Origin of the sequence: Nonomuraea cavernae (assembly GCF_040655715.1) — a bacterium.
Taxonomy (GTDB): Bacteria; Actinomycetota; Actinomycetes; order Streptosporangiales; family Streptosporangiaceae; genus Nonomuraea; species Nonomuraea cavernae_A.
Genome location: NZ_JBFAKL010000001.1, coordinates 238,921 through 262,424, shown reverse-complemented (window position 1 = coordinate 262,424; position 23,504 = coordinate 238,921). Strand labels below are relative to the sequence as shown.

At 70.3% G+C, this 23,504-nt stretch carries 22 protein-coding genes and 1 pseudogene; 14 read left to right on the top strand and 9 right to left on the bottom strand.

All coding sequences use genetic code 11. The features are described from left to right. Positions 1-51: 51 nt before the first annotated feature. On the top strand, positions 52-177 hold the full coding sequence (locus AB0I38_RS01240; RefSeq protein ID WP_263647436.1) for a hypothetical protein: 126 nt from the start codon (positions 52-54) through the stop codon (positions 175-177). Between the two features lie 46 nt (positions 178-223). Here the strand turns inward: AB0I38_RS01240 and AB0I38_RS01235 are convergent, their stop codons facing one another. The 4 genes from AB0I38_RS01235 to AB0I38_RS01220 all read right to left on the bottom strand — a co-directional run bounded on the left by AB0I38_RS01235 (position 224) and on the right by AB0I38_RS01220 (position 5,281). Continuing rightward, entirely contained in the window at positions 224-3,025 is a 2,802-nt protein-coding gene (locus AB0I38_RS01235) for a cation-translocating P-type ATPase (RefSeq protein WP_358459929.1), read from the bottom strand. 110 nt (positions 3,026-3,135) lie between these two features. Continuing rightward, on the bottom strand, positions 3,136-4,290 hold the full coding sequence (locus tag AB0I38_RS01230; RefSeq protein ID WP_358459926.1) for an AI-2E family transporter: 1,155 nt from the start codon (positions 4,288-4,290) through the stop codon (positions 3,136-3,138). Positions 4,291-4,860: 570 nt separating this feature from the next. Continuing rightward, positions 4,861-5,091 carry a hypothetical protein gene (locus AB0I38_RS01225; protein WP_358459923.1) on the bottom strand — a complete coding sequence of 77 codons (231 nt, stop codon included), beginning with the start codon at positions 5,089-5,091 and terminating at the stop codon, positions 4,861-4,863. A 37-nt stretch (positions 5,092-5,128) separates the two neighbouring features. Next, positions 5,129-5,281 (bottom strand): SDR family NAD(P)-dependent oxidoreductase, encoded by a 153-nt coding sequence (locus AB0I38_RS01220; protein WP_436838700.1) that lies wholly within the window; start codon positions 5,279-5,281, stop codon positions 5,129-5,131. On the opposite strand from AB0I38_RS01220, the gene AB0I38_RS01215 reads away from it, so the two are divergent. After that, positions 5,271-5,399, top strand: a complete 129-nt coding sequence (locus tag AB0I38_RS01215) for a hypothetical protein (RefSeq protein WP_358459920.1) — start codon at positions 5,271-5,273, stop codon at positions 5,397-5,399. The two genes, AB0I38_RS01220 and AB0I38_RS01215, sit on opposite strands and share 11 nt — an antisense overlap. Positions 5,400-5,613: 214 nt before the next feature. Here the strand turns inward: AB0I38_RS01215 and AB0I38_RS01210 are convergent, their stop codons facing one another. Beyond that, entirely contained in the window at positions 5,614-7,083 is a 1,470-nt protein-coding gene (locus AB0I38_RS01210; RefSeq protein WP_358459917.1) for an MFS transporter, read from the bottom strand. Positions 7,084-7,285: 202 nt separating this feature from the next. Between AB0I38_RS01210 and AB0I38_RS01205 the strand changes: the two genes are divergently transcribed. From AB0I38_RS01205 to AB0I38_RS01180, 6 genes are all read left to right on the top strand, one after another. Beyond that, positions 7,286-7,678, top strand: a complete 393-nt coding sequence (locus AB0I38_RS01205; protein WP_358459914.1) for a YbaB/EbfC family nucleoid-associated protein — start codon at positions 7,286-7,288, stop codon at positions 7,676-7,678. Next, a complete protein-coding gene (locus tag AB0I38_RS01200; RefSeq protein ID WP_358459911.1) occupies positions 7,675-8,001 on the top strand; it encodes a hypothetical protein in 327 nt (108 codons plus the stop codon). Before AB0I38_RS01205 ends, AB0I38_RS01200 begins: the two co-directional genes overlap by 4 nt. Before the next feature lie 3 nt (positions 8,002-8,004). Beyond that, positions 8,005-8,484: a hypothetical protein gene (locus AB0I38_RS01195; protein WP_358459908.1), complete on the top strand. Its 480-nt coding sequence runs from the start codon at positions 8,005-8,007 to the stop codon at positions 8,482-8,484. Positions 8,485-8,510: 26 nt separating this feature from the next. Continuing rightward, positions 8,511-8,990 (top strand): hypothetical protein, encoded by a 480-nt coding sequence (locus AB0I38_RS01190; protein WP_358459905.1) that lies wholly within the window; start codon positions 8,511-8,513, stop codon positions 8,988-8,990. Continuing rightward, on the top strand, positions 8,977-9,177 hold the full coding sequence (locus AB0I38_RS01185; protein ID WP_358459902.1) for a hypothetical protein: 201 nt from the start codon (positions 8,977-8,979) through the stop codon (positions 9,175-9,177). Before AB0I38_RS01190 ends, AB0I38_RS01185 begins: the two co-directional genes overlap by 14 nt. A 308-nt stretch (positions 9,178-9,485) precedes the next feature. Beyond that, the gene (locus AB0I38_RS01180; protein WP_358459899.1) at positions 9,486-10,004 is read left to right on the top strand and encodes a hypothetical protein; all 519 of its coding nucleotides are present in this window, start codon (positions 9,486-9,488) and stop codon (positions 10,002-10,004) included. Positions 10,005-10,019: 15 nt separating this feature from the next. On the opposite strand, the gene AB0I38_RS01175 is transcribed toward AB0I38_RS01180, so the two are convergent. The 3 genes from AB0I38_RS01175 to AB0I38_RS01165 all read right to left on the bottom strand — a co-directional run bounded on the left by AB0I38_RS01175 (position 10,020) and on the right by AB0I38_RS01165 (position 13,054). Next, positions 10,020-11,207, bottom strand: a complete 1,188-nt coding sequence (locus AB0I38_RS01175) for a tetratricopeptide repeat protein (protein WP_358459896.1) — start codon at positions 11,205-11,207, stop codon at positions 10,020-10,022. Next, positions 11,204-12,622, bottom strand: a complete 1,419-nt coding sequence (locus tag AB0I38_RS01170) for an AAA family ATPase (RefSeq protein ID WP_358459893.1) — start codon at positions 12,620-12,622, stop codon at positions 11,204-11,206. The genes AB0I38_RS01175 and AB0I38_RS01170 overlap by 4 nt, the downstream gene beginning before the upstream one ends. A gap of 135 nt (positions 12,623-12,757) precedes the next feature. Further along, complete coding sequence (locus tag AB0I38_RS01165) at positions 12,758-13,054, bottom strand: 4a-hydroxytetrahydrobiopterin dehydratase (protein ID WP_358459890.1); 297 nt, start codon at positions 13,052-13,054, stop codon at positions 12,758-12,760. Between the two features lie 91 nt (positions 13,055-13,145). On the opposite strand from AB0I38_RS01165, the gene AB0I38_RS01160 reads away from it, so the two are divergent. Beyond that, positions 13,146-14,111 carry a lytic transglycosylase domain-containing protein gene (locus AB0I38_RS01160; RefSeq protein ID WP_358459887.1) on the top strand — a complete coding sequence of 322 codons (966 nt, stop codon included), beginning with the start codon at positions 13,146-13,148 and terminating at the stop codon, positions 14,109-14,111. A 75-nt stretch (positions 14,112-14,186) separates the two neighbouring features. On the opposite strand, the pseudogene AB0I38_RS01155 reads toward AB0I38_RS01160, so the two are convergent. Beyond that, positions 14,187-14,354 (bottom strand): annotated as a pseudogene (locus tag AB0I38_RS01155) (glycoside hydrolase N-terminal domain-containing protein); the annotation flags it as partial. A gap of 51 nt (positions 14,355-14,405) precedes the next feature. On the opposite strand from AB0I38_RS01155, the gene AB0I38_RS01150 reads away from it, so the two are divergent. The 5 genes from AB0I38_RS01150 (at position 14,406) to cydB (ending at position 23,500) form a co-directional block, all read left to right on the top strand. Then, the gene (locus AB0I38_RS01150) at positions 14,406-14,570 is read left to right on the top strand and encodes a hypothetical protein (RefSeq protein WP_358459884.1); all 165 of its coding nucleotides are present in this window, start codon (positions 14,406-14,408) and stop codon (positions 14,568-14,570) included. Positions 14,571-14,626: 56 nt separating this feature from the next. Then, positions 14,627-18,589, top strand: a complete 3,963-nt coding sequence (locus AB0I38_RS01145) for a HAMP domain-containing protein (protein ID WP_358459881.1) — start codon at positions 14,627-14,629, stop codon at positions 18,587-18,589. A gap of 47 nt (positions 18,590-18,636) precedes the next feature. Next, a complete protein-coding gene (locus tag AB0I38_RS01140; RefSeq protein ID WP_358459878.1) occupies positions 18,637-21,012 on the top strand; it encodes a SpoIIE family protein phosphatase in 2,376 nt (791 codons plus the stop codon). Between the two features lie 102 nt (positions 21,013-21,114). Then, positions 21,115-22,494 (top strand): cytochrome ubiquinol oxidase subunit I, encoded by a 1,380-nt coding sequence (locus AB0I38_RS01135; protein ID WP_358459875.1) that lies wholly within the window; start codon positions 21,115-21,117, stop codon positions 22,492-22,494. Between the two features lie 22 nt (positions 22,495-22,516). After that, positions 22,517-23,500, top strand: a complete 984-nt coding sequence (cydB, locus tag AB0I38_RS01130) for a cytochrome d ubiquinol oxidase subunit II (protein WP_358459872.1) — start codon at positions 22,517-22,519, stop codon at positions 23,498-23,500. The last annotated feature ends 4 nt before the right edge of the window (positions 23,501-23,504 follow it).

The window sequence follows — 23,504 nt, the reverse complement described above, 5'->3', positions numbered from 1 at the left end:
CTTGTGGTGAAATATGCCAGTAAAAGCTATTTCCTCCCGATGGAGTGCTCTATGTCCGAGTTCCTGGCCTCCGTGCTGGCCAAGGCGGCGTTCCTGCTGCTCGAAGCGCTGATCATGCGCCTCGTCCACGCCTTCGTCACGTCCACCCTGCGCCCCACCGGCCTCCGCCTGGTCTGAGGCCCCGCGCGCCCGCATCGCCGGGCGGACGTACGCGAGCGGGAGGTCAGCCCGGCTGAGCGCCGGCCCGCCGCAGGATCAGCTTCCGCAGCTCGCCGGCCCACAGCACCGCGCTCGCCATCGCGACGCAGACCAGCCACTGCCCGAACGAGAGCGGCGAGGTCGTGAACGCGGTGTTGAGGAAGGGCACGTGGACCACGGCGATCTGCAACAGCAGCGAAAGCCCGATGGCCCCCCACAGCCACGGGTTCGCGAACAGCCGGTGGAAGGCGCTGCCGGTCTCGGACCTGGCGTTGAGGGCGTTGAACAGCTGGGCCAGCACGAGCACCGTGAAGCCCGCCGTCCGGGCGTTGTCCAGTGACTGCGAGCCCTCGATGAGCCCGCCGGGCAGGAAGAGGTCGATGGTGGCGAGCGTCGCCACCGCCATGACGAGGCCGATCACGATCACGCCGGCCCACATCCGGTGGTCGATGACCCGGTCCCGCAGCGAACGCGGCGGACGGTTCATCACGTCCTCGATCTCCGAGTCGACGCCCATGGCGAGGGCCGGGGCGCTGTCGGTCAGCAGGTTGATCCACAGGATCTGGGTGGCCAGCAGCGGGAGCACGATCGTGTCCTCGCCGTGTGACAGGCCGATGACCCCGGCGAGCACGACGCCGAGGAAGACGGTCAGCACCTCGCCCATGTTCGAGGAGAGCAGGTAGCGGAGGAACTTCTTGATGTTCAGGAAGATCTGGCGGCCTTCCCGGATGGCCTGCACGATGGTGGCGAAGTTGTCGTCGGCGAGGATCATCTTCGCCGCTTCCTTGGTCACCTCGGTGCCCGTGCGGCCCATCGCGATGCCGATGTCGGCCGACTTCAGGGCCGGCGCGTCGTTGACGCCGTCTCCGGTCATGGCCACCACCCGGTGGTCGTCCTGGAGCGCGTCGACGATGCGCAGCTTGTCGTGCGGCGTCACCCGGGCGTAGACCGACCTCCGGCGGACGATCTCGCGGAACCCCTCCTCGTCCAGCCGGTCCAGCTCCGCTCCCGACACGGCGACCGCCTCGTGCTCGACGATGCCGAGGTCCTCGGCGATCCGCGCCGCGGTGCGGGGGTGGTCACCGGTGATCATGATGACCCGGACGCCCGCGCGGTGCGCCTCGGCGATGGCCACGGCCGCCTCCGGGCGCGGCGGGTCGATGATCCCGACCATGCCCGCGTAGACGAGGTTCTCCTCGAGCGAATCGTCCAGCTCGGGCGGCTCGGTCACCTCCAGTCGCCGGTAGGCCACGCCCAGGGTGCGGAAGGCTTCGCCGGACAGGCGTTCGACGTCGTCCAGGATGCGGGCCCGCCAGGTGTCGTCCAGCGGCTCGGCCGCGTCGCCGACCCGCACGTGCGTGCAGCGCCTGAGCAGCACGTCGGGGGCGCCCTTGGCGACCACGGCCAGCTTGCCGGCCCGCTCGGCGTCGGCCTCGACGCTGGTCATCATCCTCCGCTCGGAGGTGAACGGGATCTCGCCCACCCGCCGAAATCTCGACGTACGCCGGTCACTCGCACCGAGCTTCGCCTCGGCGACCAGGAACGCGGCCTCGGTCGGGTCGCCCTGGACCAGCCATTCGCCGTCCTCCTCGCGCAGGGTGGCGTTGTTCGCGAGACTGCCGCCGACCAGTACGAACGCGGTCTGACTCCACAGGACACCGCCCTCCTCCAGCGGCGCGCCGTCGTGGGTCATCCGCCCCTCGGGCCGGTAGCCCGCGCCGGTCACCATGACCTCGCCCGACGCGGTCACCACCCGGCCGATGGTCATCTCGCCCTTCGTCAGCGTGCCGGTCTTGTCCGAGCAGACGACGGACGCCGAACCGAGCGTTTCGACCGAGGAGAGCTTCTTGACGATCGCGTTGTGCAGGGCCATCCGCTGGACGCCCAGCGCGAGCACCACCGACAGGACGGTGGGCAGCCCCTCGGGCACGGCGGCCACGGCGAGCGACACGCCGAGAAGGAGGGCCGTGACGACGTCATCGATGCTGTTGACCCCGAAGAACAGGAAGATGGTGGCCATCACCACCACGGCGATCACGATCACCGCGATGCCGAGCATCCGGCCGACGCGGGCGATCTCCCGCTGCAGCGGAGTGGGGTCCTCGCGGGTGGCGTGCAGCAGGTCGGCGATCTGCCCCATCTGGGTGGCCATCCCGGTGGCGGTCACCACCGCCCGGCCGACGCCCTGGGTGACCGCGGTGCCGTTGAACACCATGTCGAGCCGGTCGCCGAGCGCCGCGGGCTCGGGCAGGGTGTGGGCGTCCTTGAGCACCGCCTCGCTCTCCCCGGTGAGCGAGGCTTCCGAGACCTTCAGCGTGGCGGCCGACAGCAGCCGCGCGTCGGCCGCCACGGTGTCGCCCTCGCCCAGCACCAGGATGTCGCCGGGCACCACCTCGCGGGTGGGCACCCGCGACTGCGCGCCGTCGCGCAGCACGGTCGCCGTGCTGGCGCTCATCCGTTGCAGCGCCTCGACGGCGTGCTCGGCCTTGGCCTGCTGCCAGTAGCCGAGGATCGCGTTCAGCACCACGATGACGGTGATGACGATCGCGTCGAACGGCCAGCCCTCGCCCCCCTCGATGAGCCAGGCCGCGAGCGAGATGACGATCGCCGCGAACAGCAGGTAGATCAGCGGGTCGCGGAACTGCTCCACGAACTTGCGCCACTTCGGCACCGGCCTGGTGGAGGTGATCTCGTTAGGGCCGCCCGACGCCAGCCGGCGTGCGGCCTCGCCCCCGGTCAGGCCCCGCTCGGGATCCGTGCCCATCGACTCGGCGACGGTGCGCGCGTCGACGACCGACGGATCGAAGTCGAGGGATCCGCTCGCCATGAGACGTCCTCCCGTCGTCTTCGTGCGAGGTCTGCGCGGCATCCACCTTCCTACCCAGGGCCTCCTGCCGCGCACGTCCGAGCGGCCGTGACGTGGGCGCCGGACGGCGATCAGGACGCCGGCGCGGGCGCGGGCGGCTCGCCGCCCTCCTGCCGCGGCTCGCTCTCGTCCGGTACGCCTCGCGGCCGGTCGCCAGGCGTCCCTGGTCCATCGGGTTCGGCCGGTTCTTCTGGTTCCTTCGATCCAGGTGGGAGCGCGCGCGGCTCGGACCGGAAGAGCTCCGGTATCGCCCGATAGATGATCGCGGCGATCGGCACGGCCACGACCGCGCCCGCGATCCCGGCCAGGAGGCCGCCGACGGCGAGCACGAGGATGATCGCCAAGGGGTGGAAGTGCAGGCGCCGGCCCACGATCTGCGGCTGGAGGACGTGGTTCTCCAGTTGTTGTTCGAGGATCAGGAGGCCGAGGAAGATGAGCGCGTAGATCGGGCCCTTCGTGCCGAGCGTGACCAGTGTCGCGACGGCTCCGGCGAAGAAGATGCCGATGATCGGGATGAAGCTGGACACGAAGATCAGCAGGGCGAGTGGGGCCCAGAGCGGCACTCCCATGACCGCCAGGGTGATGCCCAGCAGAACTGCGTGCACCGCGGCCACCGCCACGGTGCCCTGCACGTAGTGGGAGAGCGTGCTCCAGGCGGTCCGGCCGGCCCGGTCGACCCGGGGCGCCGCCCCGCCGAAGGCCTTGAGGAACCAGGCCCAGATCCGGTCACCGTCCTTCAGCAGGAAGAACGTCACGAAGAGCAGCAGCACGATGGAGGCCAGCGCCTCGATCAGCACCACGGTGCCGGCCAGCACCGTGGAGGTGATCTGCTGCTGCCGCTCGGTCACCTGCTTGGCCGCCTCGTCGAGCCAGGTGCCGAGCTGGCTCGGTTTCAGGTGCAACGGGCCGGTGTAGAGCCAGTTCTCCACCGACTTGACGCTCTGCCGCATCTGCCGTACCAGGCCGGGGAACTCCGCGTTGCCCCGTACTCCGATGATGGATCCGATTCCGCCGAGCAACGCGAACGCGACGAACATGGTGACCCACGTGGCCCAGATCGGCCGGAGCCCCCGCCTGCGCAGTGCCCCGGTGAGCGGGAACATCAGCGCGGTCAGCAACAGGGCGACGGCGACCGGAAGCGCGACCAGCCGCATCGTGGACACGACGTTGACCACGAAGTTGGCCACGATGCCGATGAGGATCAGGCACGCGCACCACGCGGCCATCCTCGCCAGCGTGAACGGCACGAGCCCCCAGAGACGGTCCGGCCTCGTCTGTTCCGGAGCGTTAACTCCGGTTACGGTGCGCACACCTCCCTCTTACCCGCAAATCGGACACTAGGCACCGAAGCACGCGAAACCCCGCATGGGTAGGGGGTGTGCCTCATCGCCCTGGTCGTGACGGGACCCTATGGGACGCAGATGTCCAGCCGGTGGATTCGGCAAGGAATCGCCGAATCCACCGGACCTGGCGTCAGACCATGTAGATGAACGTGGCCACCGCCGCCGAGGCGGGACTGGCGACCAGAGCGGTAAAGGCTGCGACGGCGAGGGCGACGACGGTCAGCTTGCGCATTCTGACTCCTCAAGTGGTGATTACTTACGCCCAGGATGACGGTCGGCAAGGGGGACATCCAGGTAGATCAACCTGAAGTAGGCCATCCGGGTTGTCCGCGACGACGATGACGGTCTGCTCATATGTCCCTACCGTCGCTTGCGGGGCTCTGCCCGGAGCGGGGTGGCGGGCACGGAGGAGGGGTTCGGCTACCGGATCATCTACCTTGATCCGTTCCTGGTTCAGGAGGCGCTGGGCGGGGCGCCGCTGCCGTTCGTGGCGGATCCGGTCGTCGGCCGCCGGGAGATGGTTCCGGCCCTCGGGGCGTGCCTGCGCGACATCGACGAGCCGATCGGCGACTTCGAGCGGCTGGAGGTCACCCTGCTGGTCGCGGGAGCGTTGAACAGGCACGCGTCCGTGCCCGTGCGCAGGCGGTCGCCGCTCGACCAGAGCCACCTGATGCGGATGTTCAAGCGGGCGTACGGCCTCACGCCCGCCGCGCTCGCCGCGTCACAGCCCGCCGTTGACGCGGATGCCCGCCGTCGCGAGCTCCTTGGCCAGCCCGATCGTCAGGGTCTCGACCGCGGCTTTGGTGGCGGCGTACGCGACGTACTCGTGCGGCGACCCGGTGCGCGCGGCGACGGAGGAGACGTTGACGATCACCTCGTCCCCGCCGGTCCAGCGCCGGGCCGCCTCCCGGCACAACCGCCATGTCGAACCGGCCGTGCCCGAGCGCCAGGGCCTCGCCGTACAGAGCGTGGCAGACGTCCAGCAGGGGTGAGGCCAGGCCGGAGGCACGGGCGGCCTCGGCGATGAGCCGGTTGTTCATCAGCACGTCGGCGATCGACGCCTGCGCGGCGAAGTCCCGTCCGACCAGCTTGGCCGCGTTCACCCGCGAGACGTCGCCGGCCATCCCACACCATGAACCCACCTCCCGGCCCGGTTCTATCCGGGGACGCGGCGGCCGGTCTTGAACGATTGTGCCCGCGCCCCTGTCACCGCCGGGACCGGAGGAGGGTGACGACGAGGAGGGCGATGCCGGCCATCAGGACGGCGCTGATCGCCGCGGCCAGGTGGAAGCCCTGGACGAAGGCGGCTCGGGCGACGCCGAGAAGCTCGGCCGCGAGCCGTTCGGGAAGGCCGTCCGCCACGGCCACGGCGGCGGTGAGGTTGTCGCGGGCGGCCGGCGGGACGGACGAGGAGACCTCGTCCCGGTAGACGGCGGTGATGACGCTGCCGAGCAGCGCGATGCCGAGCGCGCCACCGAGCTGGGGAGCGGTCGAGGAGATGGCCGCCGCCGCGCCTGCCCGATCGGGCGGCGCCGAGCCGACGACCAGGTCGGTGGCGAGAGCCATCATCGGGCCGAGGCCCGCCGAGACGACGACGGCCCCCGTCACGAGGACGGCCAGCCCGCCGGTCTGGGTGAGTACGAGGTAACCGGCGGCGGAGATGGCCAGGCCGGTGCCGATCACCACGGGCGGGCGGATCGTCCGCGCCAGGCGGGGGGCCAGCAGGGACCCGGCGATGACGCCGGCCGCCGAGGGAGCCGTCCACAGGCCCGCCTCCAGCGGGGCCAGGCCATGCACGAGCTGCAGGTACTGCGCGATGGCGTAGTTGGAGCCCCACAGCACGAAGATGCCGAGCGCCAGTGTGGCGGCGGCCACGCCGAACGTCCGGTCGGCGAACAACCGCAGGTCGACGAAGGGTACGGCGAGCCCCCGCTGCCTGCGTGCGAACGCGAAGCCCAGCACCACCCCGGCCGCGACCGCGGCCGACGACGTCACGTCCGGGCCGTCGGCGGCGATCTGCTTGAGCCCGTACACGAACGGCAGCACCGCGCCCAGCGACAGCAGCGCGCTGACGAGGTCCAGCCGCCCGGCGCCGGGGTCACGGACCTCCGGCAGCAGCAGCGGCGCCATGACGAGTAGCACCGCCATGAACGGCACCGCGAGCAGGAACGCCGACCCCCACCAGAAGTGGGCCAGCAGCCAGCCGCCGACCAGCGGGCCGATGGCGGTCCCTCCGGAGACACTGGCGACGATGACCCCGATGGCGACCGCCCGCCGCCTCGGCTCGGGGAACAGGGCCGTGGCCAGCGACAGGGTGGACGGCATGAGGGTGGACCCGGCGACCCCCATCAGCGCCCGGGCGGCGATCAAACTCCCGGCGTCGGGGGCGCAGGCCGCCAGGACCGAGGCCGTCCCGTATGCCGCCGCGCCGATGAGCAGCAGTCGGCGGCGGCCGATCCGGTCGCCCAGGACGCCCATGGTGATGAGCGACCCGGCGAGCAGGAAGGCGTAGATGTCCACGATCCACAGCAACTGGGTGCCGCTCGCGCCCAGATCCCGGCCGATGGCGGGTAACGCGAGGTTCGTGACGGTCAGTTCGAGCGAGGCGAGGAGGGCGGGCAGGGTGAGCACGGCGAGGCCGATCCACTCCCGCCTTCCCGTGGTGATGACGTTCATGATCTCAGGATGAGAGCTCAACCAAAGTCGAGGTCAACCCCTCATCCTGCCGCGGGCGGGCTGCCGGTCAGGAAGGAACCCTCGAACCAGATCAGAGCCACCTATTTCGGGTTATGAAGTATTCCTACCGAAAATATATGAATATGCTACTCTCCTCCCAGCATGATCTTGGGCTGCACGCGAACCCGGCTGGGGAGGGCTGTTGGACGCGAACCTGGAAGCGCAGGGCTTCGACAACCTGGTGGGGGCCGCGCTGCGCGCGCTGAAGTCCACGGCGGAGCCGGAGGGGGAGGCGCCGGCGCGCGCGGAGGGCACGGCCGACGACGGCAGGGTGCGCGCCACCGTGGTGGCGGGAGGGCGGCTGGCGGCCGTACGCATCGACCCTCGCGCGATGAAGCTGGGCTCCGAGACGCTCGGCGAACAGATCGTGATCGCGGTCAACGCCGCCCTCGACGAGTTACGCGCGGCGCCCGCCTCCTCCGGGGAGGGCGATCCGGCGGCGCACCTGCGCCGGATCCAGGACGAGGCCGTGCTCCGCCTCGACGTCTTCACCAAGGCCGTCGAGGACGCGCTCGCCCGAGTCGAGGCGCGATGAGCACGACACCCCCAGAGCTCGGCGTTCACCACTCCAGCCTGCGGGACGGACGCGACGGGCTGCACACGGCGGCCACCGAGCTGAGATCGCGGATCGAGGCGCTGGCCACGTCGATCGAGGCTCTGGGGCCGCTGGGTGGTGCCGATGACATCAGCGCCTTGATCGGCGAAGCCTACGAGGCCATCCACACTGCCGCGTTCGAGTCCCTCCAGACCGCCATGGACGCCCTCGCCCAGGACGGGAACACGCTCGACGCGATGCGCGTGACCTTCCGCGTCCAGGAGCGATCGACCGAGCAGAGCATCGACTCCCTGAGGACATGACGCATGGGACTCCAGATTCCGGACCAACTGGCCGGGTTGCTCTACGACCTCGGCTTCCTGTGGCCCGCGGTCGACGAGGAGAAGCTCTACGAAGCGGGCCTGTTGTGGGTTCGGTTCGGCGGGGACGCCGGGACGGTGGCGCGGCAGGCGAACGACGCGGCGCTGCGGGTGTCCGCCGTCAACACGGGGTCGTCGGTCGAGGCGTTCACAGGGGCCTGGGCCGAGGACGACGCGCCCCACGCGATCCTCGCCGACGGGGCGACCGGCGCGTACGTCGTGGGCGCCTGCCTCTTCGCCTGCGCGGGCCTCGTCCTGGCCCTGAAGATCACCGTGATCGTGCTGCTCAGCATGCTGCTCGCCCAGGTCATCCAGGCGCTCCTCGCCGGGCCCGGCTCTGCCCTGCTGATCCCGGTGTACCGGAAGTTCACCGCGATGGCGCTGAACGCGCTGTTCAACCGTACGGCGACGGTCCTCCTTGGCTGAGAACGGCCGGACCGAGGGCGCCGGGCATGGCTAGGGGCGGCAAGGCGGCCAGGCTGGTCGGCGGCTTCTTCGGGCGGCGGGCGGGGCGGTTCTTCCGGCGGGCCCGGAAGCGCGAGGAGATCACTCCGCGCGGCTTCCTCAGGGACGCCAGGGAACGCGGCGGGTTCACCTGGTCGCCGCACACCCGCAGGCCGCCCGACGACGGCTACATGGTCGCGCTCACCGGCCACACCGTTCAGCACCCCGCGAGCCTGCTCGACGACCTGGACGCCTCGGCCGTGGCCATCGACGACTACCTCATGCGCAGGCGGTCGCTGTTCGAGAACGACCGAGACGTCTACCTGGGCGGCTGGATCGAGGACGGCAAGCTCTGGCTGGAGCCGTCACGCAACGTCCGGGACCGCGCCGCCGCGGTCAGGCTGGCCCGGGAGACCGATCAGATCGCGATTTACGATGTCAGAGCGGGAACCACCATCGATACGGGAGGTGCCGGTGGCTTTCTTTAGGAAGAGCAGGAAGGTCCACACGCAGCCGCCTGAGGGCTATTTCGACATGTCCGAGGAGGACCGGCTGGCGTGGGCCCGCGGCTTCGCCCAGGACCTCAAGGACGAACGCGACGACACCCCCGACGACACCCCCGACGACACCCCTGACGGCACCCCGCCTTCGTCCGGCCGCGACGACCCGAGCTAAGTGCCTAGCGGATGCCCCTTCGAGCCGCATGTTCTCCGCCGCAGTGGTCGAAGCCTTTCGAGCCGCCGTAGGCGCGGATATGGACACCTGCCATGCGCCCATCGTCGGGAATGTTGCCAACCTGGCGCCGCATCGGCGGACCCGCTGAGACGCTGACAGTGTGGGCCGCCCCGGAGTGACGAGGCTGCGCGAGTTCGTACAGGCCCAATGCCGCTAATTCCCGCGAAAGTTATTCAAGGTACGGCGGGCATCAATTGGCTTGAAAGCGGTGTGTTCCACACTCTCGTCAAGAGAGAGAGGAACCCCCCATGAAGGCCAGCCGTACGATCACGATCGCCGTCGCCACTGGAGCGCTCCTGGCAGCGACCGCCGCGGGCACCGCCACCGCCGCCTCGGCCGCCACCGCCCCCACCACGACCCCGACCACGACCACGACCGAGCAGAGCGCGCCGACCACCTGGGGGCCGAAGTACGCGCCCGGCAAGCGGGCCGTGGCCAAGGGCAGCCTGACCAGCTCCCAGCTGAACAAGCAGACGATCCCCAACATCAGCCAGGTCAAGGTCAAGGGGAAGGTCACCGACCTGACCCGTGGCGGCGGCTGCGGCTGGGCCGTCTTCCGCGTCACCTACCGCAAGTCCGACGGCAGCGTGCCGTTCAAGCACCGCAGCTACCTCGACTGCTCCTACGGCACGCCGAAGCCCTTCTCCTTCACCGACCGCAACGTGGCCCTGGTCGAGCTCAAGGTCTGCAACGAGCGCAGGGCGAGCAAGCCGTCCGACATCTGCCTGTACGCCGGCACGTGGAAGGTCCTCCACTCCAACCTCTGACCGTCACTCCAGGGCTCAGGCGGGCGCCGGGAGCACCCGCCGAACGCCCGCCGCCACCCAGATCGTGGCCAGTCCGGCGTAGACACTCAACAGTGCGGTGCCCATTGAGTTCAGCGGCGCCGACGCGGCGACGGCCAGGCCCAGCAGGCTCGCCCAGCCGTACAGGATCGCCCGTCCGCGAGCGGAGCCCGTGTGCGCGGCCTCCTGCACGGCGGTGATCAGCGCCATCACGGCCACACCGGCGGTGCCGACGACCTCGTTCCCGAGCGCGATCCCCAGCCCGAGGAGCGCCGCGCCCGCGACCAGCAGCCCGCAGCACAGCACGGCCACTCGGGCCTCGACGCCTTCGAAGAGCAACCGGGTGGCCCTGGTGCGGGCCAGGCGCAGCGTGGTCCACGACTCGGCGACCCACGCCGCCCAGTGCAGCACCGCGACGAGCACGAACACGGCGATGATGGGCGGCGCGACGGGCAGCAGGAACACCAGCCGCCAGCCGCCCCGGAACCGGTTTCGCAGCGGCTCCAGCACCCGGTAGACGGGATTGCGCCGCTTCAGAGCGGTGACGAGCAGGTCCCTGGCCTGGCCGTGGCCGGGATCGAGGCGGAGTGCCTCCCGGAAGGCGTCGGCCGCCTGCCGGGGCTCGCCGAAGGTCAGCGCCACGGTGCCGTACACGTGGTGGGCCCCGGCACTCTCCGGATCCAGCCGTACGGCCTGCGCGGCGGCGGCCCTGGCCGGTTCCTTCTCGCCGAGCATGGTGAGGGCCAGCGCCAGCAGGCTCGTCAGGTCCGACTGCTGCGGATCGATCGCCAGGCCGCGCCGCGCCGCGTCGATCACCTGGTGCCACTGGGCTTTGAGCAGGTGCGCGCGGGCCAGGAGCTCCCAGCTCGACGCCTGTTCGGGAGAGAGAGCCAACGACGCCTGGAGGGCGGCTAGCGCCTGGTCGGCCAGGTGGGCACGGCAGTAGACCTGTCCGGCCACGTAGTGGGTGAACCAGTGCTCGGGCGCGAGTCGTACCCCCTCGGACGCCTCGGCGATCGCTTCGGCCGTGCTGCCCTGCGCGGACAGGGCGAGGGCCAGTAAGGAATGCGCCCCGGCGTGCTCCGGCTGCCGGGCGAGCATCCCCCGTAGCTCGCGCTCGGCCTCGGCGGGCCGGCGCAGCTCCAGCAGGGCGCGGGCCCGCTCGATCGAATCAGCGGCGATCACCACCTGTTGCCCTTGATCCAGGGCATCAGCTCGTCCCAGGCACCCGATTCGTTGGCGTGCATCACGTAGTTGCGCGCGGTGGACATCCACTCGCGCACCGCCGTGGGCTTGGTGCTCCTGGCGGCGGCCACCATGTCGGCCGTCGTCAGCGGAATGGGACGGCCCGCGCTGATCGACTGGTGGAGCTTGGCCTCCACCGCGCGGTCCACCACGCCCTTCAGGTCCGCGCCGACGAAGTGCTCGGTGATCCGCGCCACCGCGTCGAAGTCCATCTCGGCCAGCGGCTTGTCACGGCACAGGATGCGCAGGATGGCCGCGCGCGCCGCGGTGTCGGGCGGCGGCACGAAAACCGGCCGGTCCAGCCGTCCCGGGCGGCGGAACGCGACGTCGATGTACCAGGGGACGTTGGTGGCGGCCAGAACCAGCACGCCCTCGTTGGCGTTCTGGTCCACGCCGTCGAGCTCGGCCAGGAACTGGTTGACCAACTGCCGGTTGTGCGCCTGGCGCATGTCGGAGCGGCGCGCCGCCAGCGCGTCGACTTCGTCGAAGAACAGCACGCACGGGCGGCTGCGCCGGGCCAGCTCGAACGTGGCCCGCAGGTTGCGCTCGCTGGAGCCGATGTACATGTCCAGGATGTCGGCCAGCCCCACGTTCACGAACGACGCGCCCAGCTCTCCGGCGGCGGCCCTGGCCAGGTGGGTTTTGCCCGCCCCGGGTGGCCCGTACAGGAGGACCCCGCCGCCGGCCCGCTTGCCGAACGCCGCGAACAGCTCCGGCTGCTGGAGCGGCAGCAGCAGCTTGACCCGCAGCGCCTCCTTGACCGCCTCCATCCCGGCCACGTCCGCGAACGTGACCCCCGACCGCTCCACCTCCCCACCGCCCGGCGCCCCGGAATGCGGCGCCGCCGTCCCGTACGCCGCCGTCCCGTACGGCGGCGCGGCCGGAGGAGGCGTCCCGTACGGTGATCCGGTTGGAGCGGCTGCCGGGTGGGACGCGGCCGGTGCCTGGAGGGGCGGCAACGCCAGCCGGGCGGCCAGGCCGGGGTCGCCGACGGACGGATCGCGGGAGACCGCCTCGTGATAGCGGTAGGCCGCACGGCCCGGGTCGCCTTCGCCGAGCAGCGCCCGGGCCGCGATCACGCCCAGCCGGGGCGGGTAGCCGGGCGAGGCCAGGAACGGCTCCAGCGCCGCCAGCGCGGAGCCGTGGGCGCTCTGCCGGACGAACACCTCCGCCAGCCCGGTCGTAAGGTCCACATCCTTGGGCGCGAGCATGAGCGCGGCGCGGTACTCGGTCTCCGCCTCAGCGAGGTACCCCTTCTCCAGCAGCAGCCCGGCGAGGTGTCGCCGCAGAGGGAGGTTGTCCGGGGACAGGAGCGCTGCCTCGCGAAGCGCCTGGAGGCCGGCATCGTCGAGCACGCGCTGATCCCTTCTGTGGAAAACGTCGGCTACGTAAGCTACCGAACCGGACGAATCCCGCGCACGCTTCCGCCATGACTCACGCACCCCGGCATAGATCGCACCCGCGCCCGCTGGTGCGGGGCCGTGCCTGGCTCAGCCCCGATCGCGGGCCGCGCCGTCGATGACGTGGTCGATGTGCGCGGCCAGCTCGACGTCCTTGGCCGTCACCCCGTCCTCGCTGTGCGTCCACAGCCGGAACCGGATGCCGTCAGGAGTGCGTTCGATCTCGGGGTGGTGGTCGAGCGCGTTCGCCTCGTTCATCACCGCCTCGCTCAGCCAGCGGTAGCTGTCGGGGGTGATGGAGATGTCCCTGATCAGGGCGTTCTCCTCCCGGTGCCACCCTTCCAGGGCTGCCAGCGCGGTGTCGATCTCATCGTTGGTCAGACGCATGATGTCCCCCCGTGTTCGTGTTCGCCGCTCTCGCTGAGGGGCTACCACCGTGACGCCCTTTCACACCCCGATGCGGGTAGGTTGGCCCGCTATGGGAGAACGCCCGGAGATCACCCGGTCTCGCGACCGGCGCCGCACACGTGCCAGGCCCCTCGCCGCGGTGGCGGTCGCCGTTCTCGTCGCCGCCGCGGGCTGCGGTGATGCCGGTCCAGCGCGTACGGCGGACACCGCGCCGACCCCGACACGATCATCCACCCCCACTCCCGCCTCGACAGGATCACCCGCGCCGCCGGACCTCCCGGCTCCCGACGCCAAGATCCCCACGGACGCCGCGAAGCTGGCGGCGGCCCTGGAGCGGACGACCAGCCGGCTCGACGAGGCCATCGAGGCCTGGACCGCCGGCGGGAAGGCGGCGAAGGGCCCGCCTCCGGAGGAGGTCGAACTCCTCGCCCTCCACCAGCAGCGGATCTACCGCTACGCCGCCCGCCATCCCAAGGTGGCCGCCCGGGCCTTCGCCCGGTTGCCCGCCGGGCCGGCGGCCCAGGCCAGGGACAACACGGCCGCCATCCGCGAGTTGCTCTCCCTGGCCCACCCCATCAAGGGCTCGGCCACGTTCAAGGTCCGGGACCCGTTGCCGGCGGGCACGCTGCTCGGCTACTTCAAGAAGGCCGAGCGCCGCTTCGGGGTGGAGTGGGAGGTGCTGGCGGCGGTGATGTTCGCCGAGACCAAGTTCGGCCGGGTGTGCTCGGCGAGTCACGTCGGCGCCCAGGGGCCCATGCAGTTCATGCCCGCCACCTGGAAGGCGTATGGGATGGGCGGCGACATCCAGAACGCGCGCGACGCCGTGATGGCCGCCGCCAACTACCTGCGTGCGACCGGCGCGCCCGGCGACTACCGGCGCGCGCTGCACGCCTACAACCCGTCGCAGGCGTACGTGAACGCCATCCTGTTGCACGCCCGCCAGATCAAGCGCGACGCCGGAAACTTCTACGCCTACTACGCCTGGCAGGTCTACGTCATCACCACCACCGGAGAGCGCCGCCTTACCGGCCCGTGACCCCTCGACGGTCACGAGGTGACAAGCCGATCGTTGACCGGACCGGCGAGGGAGACTCCTGCGATCAGGCCTCGGTCGGCCGCCGGTCCGCAGGGACTTCTCGTTGACCTGGAGGCGGCCGTCCGCCACGCCACCGAAGATCATCACGCCGAGCGCGTCGTTGCCGATCGGCAGTGCCCGGCTCTCCCGGTCGGTCGCGGGCCCGTCGTAGCAGAGGGTGAGGTCGCGGGCCCGTCGTACCAGAGGGTGAGGTCGGGGGCCGGGGTGACGGCGGGAGAGCTGGAAGGAGAGCCGATGATGGCCCTCCTGATCAGCGAAAATGTCACGATCAACGCGGAAGCCTGGCAGCCGCGCGCGGACACCCGCGGCGCACGGCCGACGGTGGTGATCCGATTGTGCAATACACCGCAAAAGGGTCTGGTTTGGCCGCCTATGATCTGGATTCACATATTCTGCTAGCTCCGCCGCTGGTCTCTGTGGTGGCCCCTGGAGAACGGAAGGACATAGGGAGAACCATGGCTGACAGCCCACGTCCCACCACCAACGGCACCGGGGTCGGTGAGGCGGAGCTGCGGCAGCTGCTGGCCGGACTGACGGCGGTCCGCGACGGAGACTTCCGGACGCGGCTGCCGGCCGACGCCGACGGACTGCTGGGGGAGATCGCGTCGGTGTTCAACGGGATGGTGGACCAGCTCTCGCTGTTCACCTCCGAGGTCACCCGCGTGGCGCGCGAGGTGGGCACCGAGGGTCAGCTCGGCGGCCAGGCCGACGTGCCGTCGGTGTCGGGCACCTGGAAGGACCTCACCGAGTCGGTCAACGCCATGGCGGGCAACCTGACCGGCCAGGTGCGCAGCATCGCCCAGGTGACCACGGCGGTGGCCAAGGGCGACCTGTCGCAGAAGATCACCGTGGACGCGCGCGGCGAGATCCTGGAGCTGAAGAACACCGTCAACACGATGGTCGACCAGCTCTCGTCGTTCGCCGCCGAGGTCACCCGGGTGGCCCGCGAGGTGGGCACCGAGGGTCAGCTCGGTGGCCAGGCCGACGTCAAGGGCGTGGCGGGCACCTGGCGCGACCTCACCGACTCGGTGAACTTCATGGCCAGCAACCTGACCGGCCAGGTGCGCAACATCTCCCAGGTGGCGACCGCGGTGGCCAAGGGCGACCTGTCGCAGAAGATCACCGTCTCGGCGCGGGGCGAGATCCTGGAGCTGAAGAACACCCTGAACACCATGGTCGACCAGCTGTCGTCGTTCGCCGACGAGGTGACCAGGGTGGCGCGCGAGGTGGGCACCGACGGGCGGCTCGGCGGCCAGGCCGACGTCAAGGGCGTCTCCGGCACCTGGAAGGCGCTGACGGAGTCGGTGAACGTCATGGCCGACAACCTCACCGCCCAGGTGCGCAGCATCGCCCAGGTCACCACGGCCGTCGCCAAGGGCGACCTGACGCAGAAGATCCGGGTCGACGCGCGCGGCGAGATCATGGAGCTGAAGGAGACCATCAACACGATGGTCGACCAGCTCTCCGCGTTCGCCGACGAGGTGACCAGGGTCGCCCGCGAGGTCGGCACCGAGGGCAACCTGGGCGGCCAGGCCACCGTCCGCGGTGTGTCCGGCACCTGGAAGAACCTCACCGACAACGTCAACTCGATGGCCGACAACCTGACCAACCAGGTGCGCAGCATCGCCCAGGTCACCACGGCCGTCGCCAAGGGCGACCTGACCCGCAAGATCGACGTGGACGCCCGCGGCGAGATCCTCGAACTGAAGACCACGATCAACACGATGGTCGACCAGCTGTCGTCGTTCGCCGCCGAGGTCACCCGGGTGGCGCGCGAGGTGGGCAGCGAGGGCAGGCTGGGCGGCCAGGCCGAGGTCGAGGGCGTCTCCGGCACCTGGAAGCGGCTCACGGAGAACGTCAACGAGCTGGCCGGCAACCTCACCCGCCAGGTCCGCGCCATCGCCAAGGTGACCAGCGCCGTCACCTCCGGCGACCTGACCCGGTCCATCACGGTGGACGCCGAGGGCGAGCTGGCCGACCTCAAGGACAACATCAACTCGATGGTCAAGTCGCTGCGCGAGACCACCCGGGCCAACGAGGAACAGGACTGGCTGAAGTCCAACCTGGCCCGCATCTCCGGGCTGATGCAGGGGCACCGCGACCTGGCCACCGTCGCCGAGCTGGTGCTCAACGACCTGGCGCCACTGGTCTCCGCCCAGTATGGAGCGTTCTTCCTGGCCGAGGAGTCGGAGCTGGAGCTGATCAGCGCCTACGGCTACCCCGCCGACCCCGACCGGCCCACCCGGTTCAGGATGGGCGAGACGCTCGTGGGCCAGGCCGCCCGCAGCCACAAGACCATCGCCATGACCGACATCCCGGCCGGCTACATCACGGTCGCCTCCGGCCTCGGCCGCACCCAGCCCGCCTCGGTCGTCGTGCTGCCGATCGTGGTCGAGGAGCAGGTGCTCGGAGTGATCGAGCTGGCCTCGGTGTACGCGTTCACCCCGGTGCACCGGGCGTTCCTGGACCAGCTGATGGAGACCATCGGGGTCAACCTCAACACGATCGTCGCCAACGCGCGTACCGACGAGCTGCTGGTCGAGTCGCAGCGGCTGACCGCCGAGCTGCAGGCCCGCTCCGAGGAGCTGCAGAACCAGCAGGAGGAGCTGCAGCACTCCAACTCCGAGCTGGAGGAGAAGGCCAGACTGCTGGCCAGCCAGAACCAGGACATCGAGGCCAAGAACCTGGAGATAGAGCAGGCCCGCCAGGAGCTGGAGGACCGCGCGCAGCAGCTCTCGATCGCCTCCAAGTACAAGAGCGAGTTCCTCGCCAACATGAGCCACGAGCTGCGCACCCCGCTCAACTCGCTGCTCATCCTGGCCCAGCTGCTCGCCCAGAACCACACCCGCAACCTCACCCCGAAGCAGGTGGAGTACGCCGGCATCATCCACTCGGCCGGCTCCGACCTGCTGCAACTGATCAACGACATCCTCGACCTGTCCAAGGTCGAGGCCGGCAAGATGGACATCAACCCCGAGCGGGTGTCGCTGCGCCACCTGCTGGACTACGTCGAGGCCACCTTCCAGCCGATGACCACGCAGAAGAACCTCGACTTCCGCATCACCACCGCGAGCGGCGTCCCGGTCGACGTGGTCACCGACGACTCGCGGCTGCGGCAGGTCCTGCGCAACCTGCTGTCCAACGCGGTCAAGTTCACCGAGACGGGCAGCGTCGAGCTGCGCATCGAGCCGGCCGCCCAGTCCGAGCTGCCGGTGTCCGTACGCCCGCACGGCGCGGCCGTCGCCTTCCGGGTCATCGACACCGGCATCGGCATCCCCGAGCAGCAGCTCGAAGTGATCTTCGGGGCGTTCCAGCAGGCCGACGGCACCACCAGCCGCAAGTACGGCGGCACCGGCCTGGGGCTGTCGATCAGCCGCGAGATCGCCTACCTGCTGGGCGGCGCCATCACCGCGCGGAGCACACCGGGCCAGGGCAGCGAGTTCACGCTCTACCTGCCCATCGCGCGGCCCGACTTCGCGGAGGGCTCCATCAAGCCCGCCGCCGTCGAGTCCGCCGACACGGCGCAAGGGCAGGACGAGACGCACGAGCCCGCCCCGCCGCGGCCGGCGCAGCAGCAGCGGCGGCTGCTGGTGATCGAGCACCGGCCCCGCGGGCTGCTGTCGCTGGTCGCCGAGAGCGTGGTGACGGAGCTGTCCCCCGACCGGGACAAGTCCATCGAGATCGTCACCGCGGAGGGGGAGGAGGCGGCCGCCACGCTGGCCGCCGAGCCGTGCCACTGCATCGTGCTCGACCTGGACATGCCCGAGCAGGCGGCCTACCGGCTGCTGGAGGCGATGGACGGCGATCCGGCCCTGCGCACCGTGCCGGTGCTGGCGTACCACAACCGGCGGGCGCACCCGCAGCACGAGGCCGACCTGGAGGCGCGGGCCGCGCGCCAGCCGCTCGAACTGCTCTCCGGCCTGGACGAGCTGCGCGAGCGCATCGCGCTGCACCTTTCGGCCGACCAGCCGGGAGACGTCCTGCCGCTGCTCAGGACCGAGACCGTCGAGGTGGCGGCTCCGGAGGCCGCGGTCGACGGGTCACTCACCGGGCGTACGGTGCTGGTGGTCGACGACGACGCGCGCAACCTGTTCGCGATCACCAGCATGCTGGAGATCCACGGGCTGCGCGTACGGCACGCCGAGAACGGCCGCATGGGCATAGACGCGCTCCTCGCGCACCCGGACATCGACCTGGTGCTGATGGACGTGATGATGCCGGAGATGGACGGCTACACCGCGACCATGAAGATCCGGGAGATGCCCGAATACGCGGAGCTGCCGATCATCACGGTCACCGCCAAGGCCATGCCCGGTGACCAGGAGAAGAGCCTGGCCGCGGGAGCCAGCGACTACGTGACCAAGCCGGTCGACGCCGACCAGCTCATCACCTGCATTCGCCACTGGATGAGCGCGTAGTCCGGGATGCCACAGGTCGCCGTATCGCCCGCGAGGAGCCGCACACCGTGAACATCCCTCAGCACCCGGTGGACTCCGCGCTGCTCGCGTACCAGCTCACCGGGGCGCAGCCCGACACCAACGTCAGCCGGCTCGCGGCCACCATCCAGCGGCTGCGCAGGGAGATCGAGGAGGCACAGCACGCCGCCGAGGGCCGGGCCCTGATCGAGCTCGCCAAGGGCGTGCTCATCGAGCGGCTGCGCTGCGGCGTGGCCAAGGCCGCCCAGCAGCTCGCCACGCTGGCCGAACAGGCCGGCGTGACGCAGCTCGAACTGGCCGCCGACATCATCAACCAGGCAGCCCAGGACCGCATCAGCGACGTGGTGCGCGACTTCCTGACCGCCGCCGAGTCCGGGACCGTGACGCCCGAGGCGTCGGACGTGGCGATCCGGCTGCGGGCCGCCGAGAGCGGCGCGCTGAAGGCGCCCGACACGCAGGCGGTCGCGGAGTCCCTGCTGGAGCACGCCCTGGCGCCGCTCGGCGCGACCGCCGTCGCCGTGTGGGAGGCAGGGCCGGACGCCTCGTTCACGCTGGTGGGCTACGCGGGCTTCAGCGAGGAGGAGGCCCGGCGGTGGCGCTACGTGCCGCCGGGCGTCGTCACGCCGGCCCGTCGCGCGCTGGTGGAGCGGCAGGCCGTGTGGATGGAGGAGAGCGCCGACGGCGGTCCGCCCTCGATCGGGCAACGCGAGACCTCGGGCGGCCGGGTCACCGTGCCGGCGGGCACCGGCGGGCGGGTGATGGGGGTGCTGGAGATCGCCTGGCCGCACCCGCTGCCACCCCAGCCGCCGCAGATCCGCAAGCAGATCGAGGCGCTCGCGGAGCTGTGCGCGCACACCCTCGACACGCCCATGCGGCAGGAGCACGAGCCGCGCGTCCTGCCCGAGCTGATCGACCTGGCCGACGCGCTGCCCGACCCGGCGCTGGTGCTCCGCCCGCACCTCGACGCCGACGGGCGGCTCACCGACTTCCGCGTCCACCACACCAACGGCCACTTCGTCGACCCGGCGGGCCGGCCGCGCAGCGCCGTCACCGGCTCGCTGCTCCTGGAGGCGTACCCGCTGGCCGCCGTGGACGACGGCCTGTTCACCAAGATCGAGTACGTGCACGCCACCGGCGAGCCGTTCCGCTCCGAGCAGATGATGCTCACCGCGCTGGTCGACCAGGTGCCGCTGCCGAGCGTCGCCGCCATCAGCATCACCCGGCACGGCGACAACGTGCTGCTCATCTGGCGCATCCAGGACGAGGCCGCCAGGCTGGCCAGCATCCTGCACCACGCGCAGCGCCTGGGCCGGATCGGCGGGTTCGAGGAGAACACGCTGACCGGCGAGATCACCTGGAACAGCCAGCTCTACGCGCTGTACGGCATGGAGAGCGGCGAGCAGCCCATCCCGCTCGACCGGCTCGCCGACCACGCCCACCCAGACGACGGGGTGGCCATCGGCCGGTTCCTGGCGGCGGTGCTGCACCACCGGCGATCGGCCTCCACGGCGTTCCGTCTCCAGCGGCCCGACGGCATCACCCGGCAGATCAGGGTCGTCGCCGAGCCCGTCTTCGACGCCGACAACCGGTTGATGGCCGTCCGAGGCGCGTACCAGGACATCTCCTCCCAGCACTGGACGGAGGTCGCGCTCGCCGCCACCCGTGACCAGCTCGCCGAGACCGAGCAGCAGGTTGCCGAGCAGAACCGGCTGGCCCTCCAGCTCCAGCAGGCGATCATGCCCGCGAGCCGGGAGCCGATCGAGATCTCCGGCCTGAACATCGCCGTCCGCTACCGCCCCGCCGAGAAGGAGCACCTCGTCGGCGGCGACTGGTACGACGTCGTCATGCTGCCCTCGAAGCAGATCCTGATCTCGGTCGGCGACGTGGCCGGACACGGCATCAAGGCCGCCACGGTCATGGTCGTGCTGCGCAACGCGCTGCGCGGGCTGGCCGTCACCGGAGCCGGGCCGGCCCAGCTCATGACCTGGCTCAACCTGGTGGCCCACTACCTGACGGACACCGTGACGGCCACCGCGATCCTCGGCCTGTACGACCCCGAGACCCGCATCCTGCGCTGGGCCCGGGCCGGTCACCTGCCGCCCATCCTGGTCAGGCAGGGCGACGCGCAGGAGCTCGACCTGCTACGCGGGATCCTGCTGGGCGCCATCTCCGAAAGCGACTACGTGGAGGGCCAGATCCAGCTGACGCCGGGTGACATCCTCCTGATGTACACCGACGGCCTCATCGAACGCCGCGACCAGACCCTCCAGCACTCCCAGGACGAACTCCTGCGCACGGCCCGGCATGCGACCGAGACGCTGGAGCACCGCCTCGACTACCTGCTCACGCACAACAACTCCGACACCGACGACGACACCTGCATCGTCGCCATCCAGCTGCACTGACCGGGTTCAGCCGACCAGCTGGGTAACTCTTGTCCGGTGTGGGGCAGGTCAACCGGCGTGTCATGACAATGTGTACGTGATCGGACACGTAGGGTCAGCGGCATGGATCCCTTGGACCTCGCGCGCTGGCAGTTCGGGATCACCACGGTTTACCACTTCCTGTTCGTGCCGGTCACGATCGGGTTGTCGCTGCTGGTGGCCATCCTGAACACCGTCTGGGTGCGTACGGGCAAGGTGGCCTACCTGCGCGCGACCAAGTTCTGGGGCACCCTCCTTTTGATCAACTTCGCCATGGGCGTGGTGACGGGGATCGTGCAGGAGTTCCAGTTCGGCATGAACTGGAGTACCTACTCCAGGTTCGTCGGCGACATCTTCGGCGCCCCGCTCGCCCTGGAGGCGCTGACGGCGTTCTTCCTGGAGTCGACGTTCCTCGGCCTGTGGCTGTTCGGCTGGAACCGGCTGCCGAAACTGGTCCATCTCGCCTGCATCTGGCTGGTCGCGATCGGCACGACGCTGTCCGCCTACTTCATCCTGGCCGCCAACTCGTTCATGCAGTGGCCGGTCGGCTTCAAGGTCGACGGGCGGGCCGAGCTGGTCGACTTCGGCGAGGTGCTGACCAACAAGGTCCTGCTGGCCGCCTTCCCGCACACGATCGTCGGCAGCTGGCTGTCCGGCGGGGCGATCCTCATGGCGGTCTCCGCCTGGCATGTCGCCAGGAAGAGAGACCTCGACGTGTTCCGCCCCTGCCTCCGGCTGGGCGCGGTCGTCGTGGTGCTGGGCGCGGTCGGCACCCTCATCACCGGCGACGTCCTCGGCAAGGTGATGACCCAGACCCAGCCGATGAAGATGGCCGCCGCCGAGGCGCTCTACCAGACCGAGCAACCGGCGCCGTTCTCCCTGTTCACCATCGGCACCCTCTCCGGCACCGAGCCGGTCTTCCAGGTGACGATCCCGGGGGTGCTGTCGCAGCTGGCCACGGGTTCGTTCGACGGCAAGGTCCACGGCATCAACGACATCCAGGCCGAATACCAGAAGAGGTTCGGCCCCGGCGACTACCGCCCCTTCATCCCGGTCGCCTACTGGGGCTTCCGGCTGATGATCGGCTTCGGCATGCTCGCGGGGCTGGTGGCGCTCGTGGTGCTCTGGCTGACCCGTAAAGGAGGGATCCGGGGCAGGGGCTGGATGTGGAGCGTCGCGGTCTGGTCCGTCGCGCTGCCCTTCCTCGCCCACAGCTTCGGCTGGATCTTCACCGAGATGGCCAGGCAGCCGTGGATCGTCTTCAGCCAGATGAAGACCGCCGACGGCGTCTCACCCAGCGTCGGCGGCGGCACCGTGCTCACCTCGCTGATCGTCTTCACGGCCCTGTACGGCGCACTGGCGCTGGTGGAGCTCGGCCTCATGATCAAGTACGGGCGGAAGACCCCGCCGTCCCCCGAAGACGAGGAGCCGGGCGAGTCCGGCCAGGAGTCGTTCGCCTACTAGGCCCACCAGGAGAGATCGGATAATGGAGCTCACCAACGTCTGGTTCGTGGCGATCGCCGTCCTGTGGCTGGGCTATTTCGTCCTGGAGGGCTTCGACTACGGCGTCGGCGTGCTGCTGCCCGTCGTGGGCAGGAACGACGCCGAACGCCAGACGATGCTCAACACCATCGGCCCCGTCTGGGACGCCAACGAGGTGTGGCTGATCACTGCGGGAGGCGCCACGTTCGCCGCCTTCCCTGAGTGGTACGCCTCGCTGTTCAGCGGCTTCTACATCCCGCTGCTGCTGATCCTGCTGGCGCTGATCATTCGCGGGGTGGGGATCGAGTACCGCACCAAACACGACGACAAGAGGTGGGAACGGCGCTGGGACGCGGCCATCGTCGTGGGCTCGTTCGTGCCCGCCCTGCTGTGGGGGGTGGCGTTCGCCAACCTCGTGCGCGGCGTGAAGCTCGACTCCCGTCATGAGTACGTCGGCACGTTCTGGGACCTGCTCAACCCCTACGCGCTGCTCGGCGGGCTGGCCACGCTGACGCTGTCCGTCACGCACGGCGCGGTGTTCCTGGCGCTGAAGACCAAAGGCGACATCAGCCGGCGGGCCGCCGCCATGGGCCTGAAGACGGGCGCGGCCGCCGCCGTCGCCGGGGTGGTCTTCCTGGTCTGGACCCAGCTCACGCGAGGCGACCTCGTCACCTGGATCCTGGGCGCCGTCGTCGCCGTCTCCTTCGTGCTCGGGCTCGTCGCCCTGGCCCGGCACCGGCAGGGCTGGGCGTTCCTGCTGTCGGCGGTCGCCATCGGCATGACCGTGATCTGGCTGTTCGCGGTCCTCTATCCCAACGTCATGCCGTCGACGATCAACCCGGCCTACAGCCTGACCGTCGAGAACGCCGCGGCCACCGACAAGACACTCGGCATCATGACCTGGGTCGCGGTGTTCTTCCTGCCGCTGGTGCTGATCTACCAGGGCTGGACCTACTGGGTCTTCCGCCACCGGATCAGCACCAGCTGACGCC

What these genes read in the sequence shown, in the direction of transcription:
- AB0I38_RS01240 (WP_263647436.1), top strand. Translation starts at nt 52, where the DNA reads ATGTCCGAGTTCCTGGCCTCCGTGCTGGCCAAGGCGGCGTTCCTGCTG.
- AB0I38_RS01235 (WP_358459929.1), bottom strand. Translation starts at nt 3,025, where the DNA reads ATGGCGAGCGGATCCCTCGACTTCGATCCGTCGGTCGTCGACGCGCGC.
- AB0I38_RS01230 (WP_358459926.1), bottom strand. Translation starts at nt 4,290, where the DNA reads ATGGCCGCGTGGTGCGCGTGCCTGATCCTCATCGGCATCGTGGCCAAC.
- AB0I38_RS01210 (WP_358459917.1), bottom strand. Translation starts at nt 7,083, where the DNA reads ATGAACGTCATCACCACGGGAAGGCGGGAGTGGATCGGCCTCGCCGTG.
- AB0I38_RS01200 (WP_358459911.1), top strand. Translation starts at nt 7,675, where the DNA reads ATGAGCACGACACCCCCAGAGCTCGGCGTTCACCACTCCAGCCTGCGG.
- AB0I38_RS01195 (WP_358459908.1), top strand. Translation starts at nt 8,005, where the DNA reads ATGGGACTCCAGATTCCGGACCAACTGGCCGGGTTGCTCTACGACCTC.
- AB0I38_RS01190 (WP_358459905.1), top strand. Translation starts at nt 8,511, where the DNA reads ATGGCTAGGGGCGGCAAGGCGGCCAGGCTGGTCGGCGGCTTCTTCGGG.
- AB0I38_RS01180 (WP_358459899.1), top strand. Translation starts at nt 9,486, where the DNA reads ATGAAGGCCAGCCGTACGATCACGATCGCCGTCGCCACTGGAGCGCTC.
- AB0I38_RS01165 (WP_358459890.1), bottom strand. Translation starts at nt 13,054, where the DNA reads ATGCGTCTGACCAACGATGAGATCGACACCGCGCTGGCAGCCCTGGAA.
- AB0I38_RS01160 (WP_358459887.1), top strand. Translation starts at nt 13,146, where the DNA reads ATGGGAGAACGCCCGGAGATCACCCGGTCTCGCGACCGGCGCCGCACA.
- AB0I38_RS01150 (WP_358459884.1), top strand. Translation starts at nt 14,406, where the DNA reads ATGATGGCCCTCCTGATCAGCGAAAATGTCACGATCAACGCGGAAGCC.
- AB0I38_RS01145 (WP_358459881.1), top strand. Translation starts at nt 14,627, where the DNA reads ATGGCTGACAGCCCACGTCCCACCACCAACGGCACCGGGGTCGGTGAG.
- AB0I38_RS01135 (WP_358459875.1), top strand. Translation starts at nt 21,115, where the DNA reads ATGGATCCCTTGGACCTCGCGCGCTGGCAGTTCGGGATCACCACGGTT.
- cydB (WP_358459872.1), top strand. Translation starts at nt 22,517, where the DNA reads ATGGAGCTCACCAACGTCTGGTTCGTGGCGATCGCCGTCCTGTGGCTG.